The organism is Armatimonas sp., from assembly GCF_043757465.1.
In the GTDB taxonomy this organism is placed as follows: domain Bacteria; phylum Armatimonadota; class Armatimonadia; order Armatimonadales; family Armatimonadaceae; genus Armatimonas.
This window is the reverse complement of sequence record NZ_JAYVPL010000075.1, coordinates 25852-40951: the sequence shown is the minus strand read 5'-3', so window position 1 is coordinate 40951 and position 15100 is coordinate 25852. Positions and strand designations below refer to the sequence as shown.

Genomic DNA, 15100 nt, shown 5'->3' with positions numbered 1-15100 from the left:
TAAACCAATGTCTTTTAACCGTGTTCTTGAAAAGTATCGTAAGTTTGCGTTCTCGGAGAGGGATAAAGGGGATCGGTTTGAGAGGCTGATACAAGGCTATCTTCAGACGGATCCGATGTATTCTTATAAATTCAAGAATGTCTGGCTATGGGGGGAGTTTCCGGGACGAAAAGACCTCGATGGAAAAGACACGGGGATTGATCTTGTTGCACTGACACATGAAGGGGATTATTGGGCCATTCAGTGTAAGTGCTATCAAGAAACAACGGTGCTTGATAAAGGGGCGCTGGATTCCTTTTTGGCAACCTCTAGCCGGACGTTTAAGAATGAGGAGTTTAAGACGGTTGGGTTTGCACAGCGACTCTGGATTTCGACGACGAATCACTGGGGAGACAATGCAACCAATGCGATTACGAACCAGAATCCGCCCGTGGCACGTATCAGCCTGACGCATTTGGAAGAGGCGGGGATTGACTGGGATAAGCTGGAGGAAGGGATTCATGGCAAGCAGGCGCGGCTGGGAGAGCGGGATTTAAGGCCGCACCAACGCGAGGCGCAGGATAAAGCACAGGCGCATTTTACAGCGCAGAGCCGGGGCAAGCTGATCATGGCGTGCGGCACGGGCAAAACTTTCACGGCGCTACGCATTGCAGAGAATGAAACCGAAGGCAAGGGGCTGGTGCTGTTTTTGGTGCCGTCTATTTCGCTTCTTGGGCAGACACTGCGGGAGTGGTCTACGTTTGCGAAGGAGCCGATTAAGGCGATCTGTATTTGTTCTGATGCGGAGGTGTCGAAGAAGAAGACGAATACAGAGGATAGCGTTCTCTCCAGTGTCTTGGATTTGGCGTTGCCCGCGTCTACCGATGTGAAGAATATTGTGGGGCAGTTTCGGAAGATCAAGCAGAGCGCACAGCCGGGAATGACGGTGGTGTTCTCTACCTACCAGTCTATTGAGGTGATTGCGAAGGCGCAAAAGGAGCTGACGACACTGGGGATGGGGTTGGATGCGTTCGATCTGATTATCTGTGATGAGGCGCACCGGACAACCGGGGTGACACTGGCGGATGAGGATGAGTCAGCGTTTACGAAGGTTCACGATGATGGTTTTCTGAAGGCGAAGAAGCGCCTCTACATGACGGCAACCCCTCGGCTCTATGCGGATGATGTGAAGAGCAAGGCGGCGCAAGCAGAGGCGGTGCTGTGCTCGATGGACGATACCAAGCTCTATGGGGAGGAAATCTATCGCATCGGCTTTGGCGAGGCGGTGGAGAAAGACCTGCTGACGGACTACAAAGTTCTGATTCTGACGCTGAGTGAGGAGAACGTGCCGCCTGCGATTCAGGCGATGATTGCGGATAAGAGCAGTGAGATCACTACCGATGATGCGTCGAAGCTGATCGGCTGTATCAATGCGCTCTCCAAGCAGATTCTAGGCGATGAGGGGATTATCAAGGCGAGCGATCCCGACCCGATGCGCCGTGCGGTGGCGTTCTGCCAGAAGATTGTGGCGTCGAAGAAGATCACGGAGGTGTTCAATGACACAACCGAGATCTATATCAACGCGCTCCCGGCGGAGAAGAAGGAGCAGATGGTCTCGGTGGCGTCTAAGCATATTGATGGCTCGATGTCCGCACCGAAGCGGGATGAGTTGCTGAGCTGGCTGAAGGCGGAGACGACGGATAACGAGTGCCGGGTGCTGACCAATGTGCGCTGTCTGAGTGAAGGGGTGGATGTGCCGTCGTTGGATGCGGTGCTCTTTCTCTCGGCGCGAAACTCTCAGGTGGACGTGGTGCAGTCCGTTGGGCGCGTGATGCGGAAGTCGCCCGGTAAGAAGTACGGCTACATCATTATTCCGGTCGTGGTGCCCTCGAATGTGGAGCCGGATAAGGCGCTGGACGATAACGAGCGCTACAAGGTGGTGTGGACGGTGCTCAATGCGCTCCGGGCGCACGATGATCGGTTCAATGCGACGGTCAATAAGATCGAGCTGAACAAAAAGCGCCCGTCGCAGATTCTGATTGGTACGGCTACGACCACGTTTGACGATGGCACGCGCTCCTCGGGGGATGGGAAAGCGGGTGCGATTAGTGAGACCAAGGGCGAGTACACGGCGCGGGTTGCCCATGCGATTGATGCTCAGATGGCGATGCGCTTTGAGCAGATTCAAAACGTGATGTTCGCCCGGATGGTGCAGAAAGTCGGGGATCGGCGCTACTGGGAGCAGTGGGCTAAGAGTGTCGCGGAGATTGCGGAGCGGCAGGGCGCACGTATTGCGCGCCTTGTTACCAATGACACGACACACCAGAAGGCGTTTGCGGACTTCTTGGGCGGCCTGCAAAAAAATATCAATCCGAGCATCAGTCAGCAGGAAGCGGTGGAGATGCTCTCTCAGCACATTATCACCAAGCCGGTCTTTGAGGCGCTGTTTGACGGTTACTCGTTTGTGAAGAACAACCCTATCTCGGTGAGTATGCAGACGATGCTGGACTTGCTGGAGGATCAGGCGTTTGACAAAGATGCTGAGACGCTCCAGAAGTTCTATGAGTCGGTGAAGATGCGGGCGGCGGGGATTGATAACGCGGAGGGCAAGCAACGTATTATCATTGAGCTTTACGATAAGTTCTTCAAGACGGCGTTTCCGAAGATGGTGGAGAAGCTGGGGATTGTCTACACGCCGGTTGAGGTGGTGGACTTTATCATTCACTCGGTCAATGATGTGCTCAAGAAAGAGTTTGGCCGGAGCCTGAGTGATGAGAATATCCATATCCTCGATCCCTTCACCGGCACAGGAACTTTTATCACGCGTCTGCTTCAGAGTGGGCTAATTGACAAGAAAGACCTGCCGCGCAAGTACGCAAGTGAGATTCACGCCAACGAGATTGTGCTGTTGGCGTACTACATTGCGGCAGTGAATATCGAGAATGCGTACCATGATGCGATGGGACAGACAGAGTATTCATCGTTTGATGGTATTTGTTTGACTGATACGTTTCAGCTTGGCGAGAATGACGACAAGGTTCTCCAGTTTACAGATATGTTCCCGAAAAACTCAGCGCGTGTTGTCAAACAAAAGCAAGCCCCGCTCCGAGTGATTATTGGAAATCCCCCCTATTCTGTTGGGCAGAAGTCTGCAAATGATAATGCACAGAATCAAAAATATGAAATGCTAGATTCAAGGATAGCGGAAACATATGCGCTATTAACCAATGCAACCAACAAAAACTCGCTTTATGATTCTTATATCAAAGCATTTCGTTGGAGTGCAGACAGATTAACCCATAATATGGGGGGTGGCGGAATTTCGTGCTTTGTCAGTAATGGTGCTTGGATAGATGGAAATAGCGCAGATGGATTGCGTAAATCTTTTGAAAAAGAGTTCACTTCGATTTATGTTTTCAATTTAAGGGGTAATGCAAGAACTAGTGGAGAATTAAGGCAAAAAGAAGCGGGAAACGCTTTTGGATCTGGTTCACGAACTCCCATTTCAATTACTCTACTTGTCAAGAATCCCGAAGCAAAAAACGAGAAAGCTACCATTTATTACTATGATATTGGCGATTACCTCAGCCGTGAAGAAAAGCTAGATAAGATCAAGAAATTTAAAACAGTTGAAAGCAAAGATATTGCCTGGACAACGTTAGAACCAAATGAACATGGTGATTGGACTAGTACACGAAGCAATGCGTTCGATATTTTTATTCCACTGGGAGACAAAGACACAAAAAGCCCTGATACATTTTTTATATATTACTATAGTCGAGGGATCGCGACTGCCCGAGATTCTTGGTGTTACAACTCATCATATAAAAGTGTCGAGCATAATTTAAAAGGAATGATAAATTTTTACAATGAACAAAGAATACTATTTCATGAAAATATTAAGTTAAATCCAAATATTAAAACATCCGACGTGATTTCATATAATAATATGAAGATAAGTTGGTCTGGAGAATTAGAATATGATCTATCTAAAAACAAGCAACAACATTTTAATAATGGCGTAATTGAGATTGCTTATTATAGACCATTTTTTAAGCAGTTTATATATTTCTCAAGAGATATAAATGAGAGAGTATACCAGATTCCTAAGATTTACCCGAACAGAAAAGTCGAAAATAGAGTTATATGCGTGACAGGAAGCGGAGCAAGTAAAGATTTTAGTGTGGTAATAATGAATCATATTCCTGATATACAAGTTAATTTCAACGGACAGAACTTTCCCCTTTATTATTATGAAGAAAGAAAAAAAGAAAATCCGACACTTTTTGATGCGGTTGAAGAAAATGAATATATTCAACGAGATGGTCTGACTAACTTTATCTTGGAGCGTGCCCAAAAACAATACGGCAAGAGCGTCACCAAAGAGGATATTTTCTACTATGTCTACGGCTTCCTCCACAGCCCCGAGTACCGCGAGACGTTTGCCAGCGACCTCAAGAAGATGCTCCCGCGCTTGCCCCTCCTCGAAACCGTCGCCAACTTCTGGGCCTTCAGTAAAGCCGGGCGCAAGCTCGCCGACCTGCACATCAACTACGAAACCGTGCCGCCCTTCGACGGCGCAGTCGTGACGGGAGCCGAGAGCGGGTTCTACAAAGTCGAGAAGATGCGCTTTCCCAAAAAAGACCAGAAGCACACGATTTACTATAACAGCAAGATCACGGTCGCCAATATCCCCGATAAAGCCTACGAGTACGTGGTCAATGGAAAGAGCGCGATTGACTGGATTATGGAGCGCTACGCCATTACCACGCACAAAGAAAGCGGCATTACCAACGACCCCAACGACTGGGCCGACGAAGTGGGCAACCCGCGCTATATCCTGGACTTGCTCCTGAGCATTATCAATGTCAGTATGCAGACGGTGGACATTGTGGCGGGGTTGCCCAAGGTGAGCTTTGAGTGAGATTGCCCCCTAACCCCCGTCCGACGGGGGGAAGAAAAGGAATCGGATTCTGCTTTGTCCCCCCGCCCGGCGGGGGTTAGGGGGTATTTAGGTGTGTCACGTGAGATTGATCGCGAAGCGCGGCGACTTGCTCGCCCCATAATCGGATGATTTCCATCTTGGGCTTGTAAAATCAATAAATATATAGATAATTAAATAAAATATATAACAAATTTTATTTAATTTGTTGATAATTATATAATTTATATTGTTTATTTAATGAATAACATAAATATTTAAATGATTTTAATTTATATTTTTATTCATTAAATAAACAATATAATGCTTTATATCACTATTTCAATACATGCACTTGCTGAGGGAAAACAGAGAAGATATAATGCTTACTGGAAAGTCTGCCCCCCATCCCCCGCCCGGCGGGGGGGACTTAGGAAGATACCTTGTTGTCCCCCCGCGAAGCGGGGGTTAGGGGGTGGATAGGAGGTTTTACCATGAGAAAGTTTGATCTTGCTGCAAAGGCACACGCCTACGCCGATCACTGGAACAACGCCGAGACTGCTCTCGGAAAAGCGATTGTGTTGCCCGAGGGCACTACCCAGAGTGGCTTCACCGACAAGGCAACGGATGCCAAGACCGCACAAACGACCCTGATAAATCGCACCAACGACATGGAAAGCGCCATGCAAACCCGCGATAACACACTCGGGCCGCTCCAGAGCAACGCCTCGCTGTTTACGGCCTACGTTCGCGCCAGCACACCGGGTAGTGTCTTCGTGAACATGCTCCCCAAGATACCCGCCACTACCGCCGCCGCCGTGAAGTGGGGCAAGGTGCTCGGCGATCTCAACGAAATCTGGGCACGTCTCGATGCCACTACACCCGGCGAGTACCCCGCGCTCACTCTGCCCACCGCGCTCTCCAACGGCACCACCCACGCACAGTTTTCCCCTGCCGTTGCTCAGTTTGGCACCGCCCTGAGCGACCTACAAGAGGCCGTCAACGACATCAAGGCGGCACAGGGCACCCTGCGCAACCTGGGTACCAGCATCAACGCCGACATCAGCGCCTACCGCAAGCTCATTGCCAGCCTCTTTGCCGCCGGGCACCCGATCCGCACCAGCCTCCCCTAAACCTCTCTGTCTCCCCCTTCCTTCGTCCCTCGGAACGAGGGTTTCAAGCGAAGGGAGGGGGCCGGGGGGTGGGCATCGGGTACAATACTGGCATGGCCGAGTTTGTGTACTTCAACGGGGAGTTTGTTCCCAAAGAGCAGGCGACAATCCCCCTCTTCGACCACGGGTTCCTCTACGGCGATGGCGTCTTCGAGGGCATTCGGGTCTACAACGGTAACGTGTTTGAGCTGCCAGCGCACGCGGCGCGTCTGCTCGCGGGTGCCCGTGCGCTTGGGTTTCCTCTCGGGGAGCTGGATGAGGCGAAAGCCAGCGCGGCGATTCTGGCGATCTGCCGCAAGAACGACCACCAGAACGGCTACATCCGGGTGAACCTGACACGCGGCACCGGGCTGGGGCTCGATCCAGGGCACCTGGAGCCGAAAGTCAACTTCATGATCGCCACGCGCCAGCTCGCGCTCTACGGCCCGGAGCTGTACGAAGAGGGACTCCGCATGATCACCTGCTCCACGCGGGTGCCGTCGCCCGATGCCATTGACCCCCGGATCAAGTGCACTGGTAAGTACATCAACAATATTCTCGCCAAGATGGAAGCCAACCGGGTCGGAGCGGGTGAGGGCATCATGCTCAATCAGCAGGGCTATGTCGCGGAGGCCACCGGCGACAATGTGTTTATTCTGCGGGACGGCGCACTGTCTACCCCGCCGCCGTCGGCGGGCTGTCTGAAGGGCATCACGCGCGGTGTCGCCATCAAGCTCGCCCAGGAGCAGCTCGGGCTGAAGGTCGTTGAGGAGAACCTGACTCTCTTTGACATCTACTCCGCCGACGAGTGCTTTCTCACCGGAACCGCCGCCGAGATCATCCCCGCCGTCTCGCTCGATGAGCGCCTGATCGGAGGCGGCAAGCCCGGCCCGGTCACCGCCCAGCTCGTCGCGGCGTTCCGCATCTACACCCAAACCACGGGTACGCCAATCTGATTAGCGACTCTCGGCGCGGTGAAACTGGCAGACCGTCGTGGTGAGCAGATCAGAGCCTCGTGTCGGCTGCGGCTCAGCGCGCCCAGAAGCGGTTAGCTTGTCGGCATAGACAGCAAAGAGAGTGTTACGATCCCGCTCGGTAATCGCCAAGGGGAGGTGAGCGCGGGCAAACATCACATCACTCACCTCCGGGCTGTGCCCATCCAGCCCAAACGCGTGGCCCAGCTCATGAGCGAGAACCTGGGACAGCAGCTCATCGCTCAGGCTCCCATCCACTAGAATCTTCGCCTTAACGATCTTGCTATCGCTGCGCTGGAAGGTGACAGTGGTGCTGCCGATGGTATCTCCGCCGAGCGAGTCGGCGGGCACGGACTCCACCTCGATATCAAAATCGGTGCCCGCGGTGGGTGTGAACGTAAAGAACTCAGAAAAGTACGGCTCCCAGGAAGCCAGAGCCGTTTGAAACCGTGCGTCCCTATCCTGCCCTGCCACTAAATTAACCCGGTAGCGCAGCGCAAGCTTAGTCCACTGACGGCCTTCCCCAAGCGCGTCGCGGTAGTTGGGTTCGTACTGACGCGATGATGCAGGAGCGGGTGTGGGCACAGGTGCAGGGCTTCCCGCGGCGCACCCCACAAACACTCCGGCACCGCCGAGCAAGAGAGCAACGGGCATCCAAGCAAGCAGAGGTTTCACAATCTTAGTATCGGCTTTTTTTGCAGAGACGCCTACAGTAGTCCTACCAGATCCACTTCTCTTAGGCCAACGGAGTGAGGATTCGTGCACAGTGCTCGCAGAAAACGAGCGCCTCCCCACGCCGCGCCGCGCTGGCAGACTGCGAGTTGACACGGGTATGGCACGCCCCGCAGGCATCATCCTCACCGATACCGGAGCATGCGACCCCGCCCCCGTTTTTCTTGCCACGCAGCGCCTCGTAGCGGGCCAGCAAGCTCTTGTCGCTGACTTCGCGTTCGGCAGCAGCGCGTGGTGTTTTTAGGCCTTCAAACTCCGCCGTCAGCTCTTTGTGACGCACCTCGTAGCTAGCTCGGGTCTTCTTGAAGCGGCTGGCCTGGAGAAGCTGCTCCTTCTCCGCGTTCTCGGCGATTGCCACCGCCTCGGCAGCGGCGTCCATTGCGAGCAGAACCACTTCCTCGGCACCATCTTTCTGGCGTACCAGCATCTCCAGCTCTTTCTGAAGATTTTCTAGATCTCGTGAGCCGGTGACACTGCCACTGTAGAGGCGCTTTTCTTCGTGTTTGCGCTTGGTCTCGATGGTCTCCAGCTTCAGCTCGGCATCTTTCTGGTTTGTCTGTGCCTTAGTAGCTGCCGCGCGAAGCACCTCGGCTTCTTTCTTCTTGGTGTTGTAGAGCCCGAGAGCGGCTGCACCATTGTCTGTTGCAGCAAGGGTTGCTCTTGCCTTGTCGATCTGTGAATCCACCACCTGCAGTGCTAGCAGGCTCAGCAGATCGTCACGAAGAGATTTACTCATAGTTTTCGCTTTCGCTTGGGATTATAGCGGCGCAGCAGAAACGGCAGCATTTGCCGGTACATGCGAGCACGGGCACGCACGCCGCGCAACAGGCCGAGCTTGGCTTCTTTGGTGGGATGGGAGACATCTTTAAGCACCACATCGGTCATGGGAAGCCCCTCGCCCATTACAAAGCTCGTGATCGCCAGCTCAACGCCGTAGTGCGCATCGGCAAGACACGGAACGCTGAGAAAGACCTCACGGCGGATGGCGCGCTGGCCGGAGATATTGGGCGCGAGGATCTGTGCCAGTGTCGTCCAGAAGTTCCCCCCCCGGAAGACTCCCAGCGCCATCACTTTCTCACCACTCTTCACGGGAGCGAGTAGATTTTCAACATGGGCGATGCTCAACCCCGTCAGATCCGCATCCAGAAAGAGCAAGATATCCGCATCGTCTGCTTCATTCGCGCCGCGCTGCATCGCTGCGCCCTTGCCCTGATTGGGTTCTTGACGAACCACGCGCAGTTTGCCCGTCAAAAAGGCAGAGTGCTGGTTTGCCACAGAAAAAGTATCGTCGGTGGAGCCATCGTCCACGGCGATAATGCCATCCACCGACGGCGCGGCGGCAAGCACGTCCAGAACGGGCAAGATCCGTTGGCCTTCGTTGTAGGCAGGCACGATCGCGACAACCCTCACGGGGCTTTGTAGGTTCCCTTCCGGTAGTTAACAGCACGACGTAGCGCAGCCTCAATGCGCTTACTTGTCATCGGGTGAGAGGAGAGAAACTGCTCAAGCTTCCCGCCCCCGCCCCCACCGGTTTTGGCCTGCATCTTATTAAAGAAGCTCGCCATGGCCTCGGGCTTGTAGTTCATTCCCACCAGGTACTTAAAACCAAACTCGTCGGCCTGCGTCTCATCACCGCGTGAGAACTCCAGAGACTTGAAGCCCGCGATAAGTCCGACCCCCTCCTTAAGGGTGTTCCCCCCTTTGAGAAGAGCATCAAGAGCAGTCAGCGCCAGCGCCATATCCTGGCTTTTTTTCATTTGCTTGACGGAGTGGCGCTTGGTAATGTGGGAAATTTCATGTCCGAGCACGGAGGCCAGCTCATCATCGGAGTCGGTTAGCCGAATGAGCCCCGTATAGAAATAAATAGGGCCACCGGGCACAGCAAAGGCATTGATCTGATCGGACTGCACCACTTTGACCGTGTAGGGAACATCCCAGTCTTTGCGGGCTAGAGGAAGGAGCTTCGCCGCCACGCGCTGCACGCGCTCGTACTCGGGGCCACGAGTTATGATCGGCCCATCCGGGAGCTTCTGCTCGTACTCACGGGCAAACTGCTGACCAAGCTCGATCTCTTTTTCTTTGGAGGGCAATCCGCCCCCCTTGCACCCGAAACTAGCAAGCGCCAGCAGGGCCAGTGAGGCACACCAGAACCTTCTCATGGCTTCTTTGGTTCCTTCTTTTTTTCGGTCTCCCAGAGGGAGCCCACTTGTTTTGATAGGGATTGTACCGTACTTTGCAGCTCGCCGATTGGGTCGGCCCCCTGTGCGCCCGCATAGGCTTTCTGAGCTGTCTCCGCCGCGAGCTTCGTTTCGTGCGCCGCCTCTTCCAGTTTCTTGGCCTTCAGTAGCACCTGTGCTTTTTCCGCATGTGCCTTTGACTCCCGAAGCAGCGCCAGCGAGCGTGTCAGTGTCGGTTTGTCGCCGGGAGCCGCTGCGTGCTTCCCTGAGGCTTTCCAAAGCTGCGCAAGTTCGGCCTTGAGCTGCTGCACTTGCCAGATATTCCAGACCAGTGCCGCCGTCAGTGCCGTGAAAAACAGCCAGCGAAAAAGTGCGCTAAAAAACTTCATCTATCCCCCTTTGACTCCCCCCTGCTTTGCGTGCATGGCATGCTTTAGCCTTAGCTCTAGAGACAGCGCGAGCCGCCCTGAGGTTGCCAGAAGCGCCCCGAGCGGCTGTACGATCCCGACAGGCGTGAGCGAGACACGCTGATTGTACCGATCCTGTGCGCCCCAGCGGTACTTATAGCCTTCATCACCGCGCAAAAAATCAAACCGCGTCGCACCGTCCATCTCAATGCCGTACTGAATTGCCTTCGCCGTAAGCACCGTCCCCGGCGAGAGCTTCGAGAGCAGGGGATCGAAGCCGCCCAGATAGTAAAACGTAGTGGAGCCTTTATGGAAACAGTAGAGTGCCGCGACAGGCTTGCCGTCCAGCCGGAGCGTGTGCAGGCGCAGGTTCCCGGATGCCAGCAGGCTCTCTGCCGCATCGTTATGAAAAGCACGGGCGGCGTGCGAGGCAAACGCACCGGGCATCCAGCGCCCTCGCCAGCGGAGCTGATGGAGCGTAAAAAATGCCTCCATGTCTTCCAGAAGCGTCTGGGAAGTGGCGAGGCGCAGCTCCAGGGTGTGTAGCTTTGCCATGGAGCGCTCGTAGTAGCCGACATTCTGGCGCAGCTTCTTACTCAGGCTTTTCAGAAAGGCATCGTAGGACACGGGCAGTGGTAAGAAGGGACACGTCTCGCCTTGCCAGATCTGGGCGCCGGGCAGCCTCTCAGCGACGCTTCCAGGCCACACTTGCTGAAGATCCGCCCAGAGCCAGCGCGTGCGATTTTGCTGAAGCCACTGTGCAATCGCCTCCGCCACTTCTCTCTCGCGCTTGGGCAGTGCCAGAAAATCAAGATAGTCCGAGCCGCCCGTGCCAACCACGCGTAGCACTCCGACGGAGCGAAAGAGTGGCGCCAGCCCGATGATGGTGCCATCACTGTCTTCAACACGCAGTGCAAAAAGTTTCTTGCCCGCCCGATTGTGCTTCCACCACGCCGCGCTCCACTCCCAGGTCTGGAATACCGTCGCGCTCTGCGATGCCGCCGCGAGTAGCTTCCAGGGCATCTCTAGCTCCCCAAGATCGGAGACACAGTGAATCTTAAGCACGGTGGCCATTGTACCTTGCCATTTCAGCCGCTACCCGATATAATTAATTCCGATCAAATTACTCATCTTATAAAGAATGGGTTAGGCTAAGAGCTTATGACATTTACGACCAAAGAAGACTACGGCCTGCGTGCCGTACTGGATCTGGCGGCGCAGAGAGGCCCCGCGCCCGTGCAGGCACGGGAGATTGCAGCGCGTCAGCAGATCCCCGAGCCCTTCTTAGAACAGCTTCTCGCGTCGCTGCGCCGCGCCGAAGTGGTACGCTCGATTCGAGGGGCGGGCGGCGGCTACGTTCTCGCGGATACCCCAGAGCGCGTGACCGTTGGGGCGATCCTGCGGGCGCTCTCCGGGCCGCTGATCCCCCATGAGCTGATCTCAGGCACCCCCGAGGAGCCTGAGTCTCTGGGGGCGATCCCTGAAGTTCAAGTAGTCCGCGGTGTCTGGCACGAGCTTCGGGCCGCGCTGCTCTCCGTCGTGGAGAATGTGACCGTCGCGGAGCTTTTGGAGCGCCGCGCCACTACCCGCGAAGGTTTTTTGGCAATGCATATTTAGTCGCCCCGATTTGTTTTCGCCCCGAAGGAGCGAGAGAGAAAATTATGAAAATCTACAACAACCCGACAGAGCTGATTGGCAACACGCCGCTGGTGCGTCTGAATCGGGTCACCGACGGAGCCGAAGCGGATATTATCGTGAAGCTGGAGTACTTAAATCCTGGCCTCTCCGTGAAAGACCGCATCGGGGTCAATCTCATTGAGGCAGCGGAGAAAGCCGGACGGATCGCACCGGGCAGAAATATCATTGTCGAGCCCACCAGTGGCAATACCGGGATCGCGCTTGCCTTTGTGGCAGCGGCTAAAGGCTACGAGATTATTTTAGTGATGCCGGAGACGATGTCTATGGAGCGCCGCTTGCTGCTCAAGGGCTACGGCGCACAGCTTGAGCTTGTCCCGCCGAGTTATGGGATCGGGATGACGGGCGCGATCAAAAAGGCCCATGAGATCGCGGCGCAAGACCCGGAGAAGTATTTTATTCCCCAGCAGTTTGAAAACCCGGCAAACCCCGAGATCCACCGCCGAACGACTGCTGAGGAGATCTGGAACGACACCGACGGCACCGTTGATATTCTGGTCTCGGGAGTCGGCACGGGCGGGACACTCACGGGGGTGGCTGAGGTCATCAAGGCGCGCAAGCCCAGTTTCACCACGGTGGCAGTGGAACCACTTGCCTCTCAAGTGATCGCACAAACACTTGCCCACGAGACGCTGGCTCCTGCGCCGCATAAGATCCAGGGAATTGGGGCGGGCTTTGTCCCCAAGAACCTCAACCCGGCGCTGGTGGATGAGACTTTCCCCGTGAGCAACGAAGACGCTGTAGCGATGGCGCGGCGTGTGATGCGTGAGGAAGGGCTCGCGGTCGGGATCTCGTCGGGCGCGGCGATCTACGCCGCCATTCAAGTGGGCAAGCGCCCGGAGAACGCGGGAAAGCGCATTGTGGTAATTGTCGCCAGCAACGCCGAGCGCTATCTTTCGACCGTGCTCTTCGAGGATCTGCGGGGATAAGCCGCCCGGCATACGCTATACTGGAGGGTGAAATGAGTCGTCTATCCCCTCGCGCCCTCCAGTGCGCCCCCTCTCCCACGCTCGCCATCACCGCCAAGGCCAACCAACTCAAGGTAGTTTTACATATCAACAAACCTATGATATAATCCGTGGCATCGTGGATATTTCGGAGAAGAAATTTTTATGTGCAGTGTTTATTCTTGCTCTAACTGGTGGCATGATCGGCCTTAGAATTGTTACGTCTACTAACAAGCCCACTTCAAAAACAATCCAAAATAATACTCTTCGAAAATTGCAAATTAAACGAGCCTTTTGCACGAATCATTTTCGTGTCCGGGCTGTTCCGAAAAGTAGTCTCGAAAGGCCATGTTTTCAAGACCTCCCACTGTAAAACGGGTCTTTTCAGATGCCCAGTTCCGATTCGTGCAAACGGCTCCTATCTTTAGGAAAAAATGGAATCTAACGTAGAAAACGATTGCAAACTCGCTCAAATGTTAGAATTACCGGGCACTCCATCTTTCGTTTTATGTAAACCAGATGGTACTGTTTGGTATATCCCTAATATTTTCGAACAAATAGATTTGGTGTTAAAATGAATAGTAGCATTTTATCACAACACATAACAGAATTACTTTCAAAATATATTACTGACCCATTACCTGAAGAATCCTATTCCAGACCAATAAACCAACTAAAAGATAGCGTGCTTTCATCATTAAACAAAAACACAAGATTTAACAGATCTATAGGAATTCTTAAAATATGTATTGACCGCGAAGAAATAAATCAATCATCTGCCTCTTTACTAGCAATTTCATGTGCATTACGTAGTTTTTCGTTATCATTCGCAATGACACAGAAATATTTCACTATTGATCGTAATTTACTCTACAATCAGAAAATGAACCGTTGGAAAGTAGGCCAGCTAGATAAGGGTAATATCCTTTTCAATACGCCCGTTCCTACTGCGCCAAATCCAGTGACTACAATTGATGATAATCGCCTCTTTAATATGTCTATGAATGAGTGCATTCAAAAGATACAACAACTTGCCGACTTAATGAGATACTGTTATGAGCATTATATAAATAATAAACTCCATTATAGTAAAGAGGAAGAAGAACGCATAGGATGGTCACTATTAATCATTCATAAACACCCGAATATTTCCGTTGGCTCGCTCCTACCAAAATCCTTATCGATTGAAACCGCACTTAAAATCATTGAAATTTCATCAGATTCAAGATTTTTCGCAAATGCCTGTGTATTTATCGGGAAAAAAGAACCTATACGACCTAATCAAGGAGCAGTATATCGCAAAGATATATATTTATATGGATTAAAAATTTTATCATCTATCAAAATGCATAGAGAAAATAACTCAAACACATTAATTCATTTATGTATATTAAAATCATGGGTTCTCGAACCAATTCTAGAAGAATCTAAGCTTTTATCAAACATATCTTCTAGAAATCTACTGCACGACATGATTTATTTTCCAAGTTTAAATTCTATAGAAAAATTAGAGTTTATAAAAACTAACAATTTTAAAAAAGACTTTATTTATAATCATGATGACGAATTCAAACCAAAATATACACTATTTACTAATTGTTTTCTAGATCAGACATGGCAATCTTTTGCGAAAATAACTTCTGATTTTGACGATTCATTACTAGAACTAATTGAAGATATAGATTCTGCCAGCAAAACTAGCAGTGATTGTGCCAATAATCTTTTAGAAATCGCAAAATACATATTATGTATTTTACATAATTCTCCACAATGCGATACTAACACTAGGATTAACCTCCTGCCGATAGAGATGTTTTCGCTTAATAGAATCAGTAAAAAACTAGAAAGTTTAGATATTAATATTGAGAACATAAAAGAAATAATAAATACAAAATTAGAATCCATAAATCGTCAAAATAAAATAAATAAAGAATTATCAGGAAGGTAAAGATCGCTATTCCCGCCTTATAGGCAAGAAAGAAAAACATGAAAAATTTGTACCGTATCTCAATCGCATTTTGCGGTGTCTTAATTGGTGTCGTAGCATCGGCTGTCCCCGAGAGAACTCCAGATGAAAATGGTCGTCTGTGTGAAACGGCAATCAATACCGACTGTCT

At 52.1% G+C, this 15100-nt stretch carries 12 protein-coding genes; 6 read left to right on the top strand and 6 right to left on the bottom strand.

The annotated features are described in order from the left end of the window. The first annotated feature begins 7 nt into the window (after window positions 1-7). The 3 genes from ACH2ED_RS09925 to ilvE all read left to right on the top strand — a co-directional run bounded on the left by ACH2ED_RS09925 (window position 8) and on the right by ilvE (window position 7007). Entirely contained in the window at window positions 8-4903 is a 4896-nt protein-coding gene (locus tag ACH2ED_RS09925; protein WP_395090639.1) for a DEAD/DEAH box helicase, read from the top strand. Between the two features lie 491 nt (window positions 4904-5394). Then, entirely contained in the window at window positions 5395-6033 is a 639-nt protein-coding gene (locus ACH2ED_RS09920; RefSeq protein WP_395090637.1) for a hypothetical protein, read from the top strand. A gap of 92 nt (window positions 6034-6125) precedes the next feature. Continuing rightward, window positions 6126-7007 (top strand): branched-chain-amino-acid transaminase, encoded by an 882-nt coding sequence (gene ilvE / locus ACH2ED_RS09915; protein WP_395090636.1) that lies wholly within the window; start codon window positions 6126-6128, stop codon window positions 7005-7007. Here ilvE and ACH2ED_RS09910 read toward each other — a convergent pair whose 3' ends face one another. The 6 genes from ACH2ED_RS09910 to ACH2ED_RS09885 all read right to left on the bottom strand — a co-directional run bounded on the left by ACH2ED_RS09910 (window position 7008) and on the right by ACH2ED_RS09885 (window position 11406). Next, window positions 7008-7700 carry a hypothetical protein gene (locus ACH2ED_RS09910; RefSeq protein WP_395090634.1) on the bottom strand — a complete coding sequence of 231 codons (693 nt, stop codon included), beginning with the start codon at window positions 7698-7700 and terminating at the stop codon, window positions 7008-7010. A 61-nt stretch (window positions 7701-7761) separates the two neighbouring features. Continuing rightward, entirely contained in the window at window positions 7762-8493 is a 732-nt protein-coding gene (locus ACH2ED_RS09905) for a zinc ribbon domain-containing protein (RefSeq protein WP_395090633.1), read from the bottom strand. After that, entirely contained in the window at window positions 8490-9167 is a 678-nt protein-coding gene (locus ACH2ED_RS09900; protein ID WP_395090631.1) for a glycosyltransferase family 2 protein, read from the bottom strand. The genes ACH2ED_RS09905 and ACH2ED_RS09900 overlap by 4 nt, the downstream gene beginning before the upstream one ends. Continuing rightward, window positions 9164-9916: a M48 family metallopeptidase gene (locus tag ACH2ED_RS09895; protein WP_395090629.1), complete on the bottom strand. Its 753-nt coding sequence runs from the start codon at window positions 9914-9916 to the stop codon at window positions 9164-9166. Before ACH2ED_RS09895 ends, ACH2ED_RS09900 begins: the two co-directional genes overlap by 4 nt. Then, entirely contained in the window at window positions 9913-10323 is a 411-nt protein-coding gene (locus tag ACH2ED_RS09890; RefSeq protein ID WP_395090628.1) for a hypothetical protein, read from the bottom strand. The genes ACH2ED_RS09895 and ACH2ED_RS09890 overlap by 4 nt, the downstream gene beginning before the upstream one ends. After that, window positions 10324-11406 (bottom strand): GNAT family N-acetyltransferase, encoded by a 1083-nt coding sequence (locus ACH2ED_RS09885; RefSeq protein WP_395090626.1) that lies wholly within the window; start codon window positions 11404-11406, stop codon window positions 10324-10326. 96 nt (window positions 11407-11502) lie between these two features. Between ACH2ED_RS09885 and ACH2ED_RS09880 the strand changes: the two genes are divergently transcribed. The 3 genes from ACH2ED_RS09880 (at window position 11503) to ACH2ED_RS09870 (ending at window position 14931) form a co-directional block, all read left to right on the top strand. After that, window positions 11503-11958, top strand: coding sequence for an RrF2 family transcriptional regulator (locus ACH2ED_RS09880; protein ID WP_395090624.1), 456 nt, complete (start codon window positions 11503-11505; stop codon window positions 11956-11958). Between the two features lie 44 nt (window positions 11959-12002). Next, window positions 12003-12965 (top strand): cysteine synthase A, encoded by a 963-nt coding sequence (gene cysK, locus ACH2ED_RS09875; protein WP_395090622.1) that lies wholly within the window; start codon window positions 12003-12005, stop codon window positions 12963-12965. 592 nt (window positions 12966-13557) lie between these two features. Beyond that, window positions 13558-14931: a hypothetical protein gene (locus tag ACH2ED_RS09870; RefSeq protein ID WP_395090620.1), complete on the top strand. Its 1374-nt coding sequence runs from the start codon at window positions 13558-13560 to the stop codon at window positions 14929-14931. Window positions 14932-15100 lie beyond the last annotated feature (169 nt).

Excerpts from the sequence above, each read along its gene's own strand:
- ACH2ED_RS09880 (WP_395090624.1), top strand. The coding sequence starts at position 11,503 with ATGACATTTACGACCAAAGAAGACTACGGCCTGCGTGCCGTACTGGAT.
- cysK (WP_395090622.1), top strand. The coding sequence starts at position 12,003 with ATGAAAATCTACAACAACCCGACAGAGCTGATTGGCAACACGCCGCTG.
- ACH2ED_RS09870 (WP_395090620.1), top strand. The coding sequence starts at position 13,558 with ATGAATAGTAGCATTTTATCACAACACATAACAGAATTACTTTCAAAA.
- ACH2ED_RS09920 (WP_395090637.1), top strand. The coding sequence starts at position 5,395 with ATGAGAAAGTTTGATCTTGCTGCAAAGGCACACGCCTACGCCGATCAC.
- ACH2ED_RS09905 (WP_395090633.1), bottom strand. The coding sequence starts at position 8,493 with ATGAGTAAATCTCTTCGTGACGATCTGCTGAGCCTGCTAGCACTGCAG.
- ACH2ED_RS09895 (WP_395090629.1), bottom strand. The coding sequence starts at position 9,916 with ATGAGAAGGTTCTGGTGTGCCTCACTGGCCCTGCTGGCGCTTGCTAGT.
- ACH2ED_RS09925 (WP_395090639.1), top strand. The coding sequence starts at position 8 with ATGTCTTTTAACCGTGTTCTTGAAAAGTATCGTAAGTTTGCGTTCTCG.
- ilvE (WP_395090636.1), top strand. The coding sequence starts at position 6,126 with ATGGCCGAGTTTGTGTACTTCAACGGGGAGTTTGTTCCCAAAGAGCAG.
- ACH2ED_RS09890 (WP_395090628.1), bottom strand. The coding sequence starts at position 10,323 with ATGAAGTTTTTTAGCGCACTTTTTCGCTGGCTGTTTTTCACGGCACTG.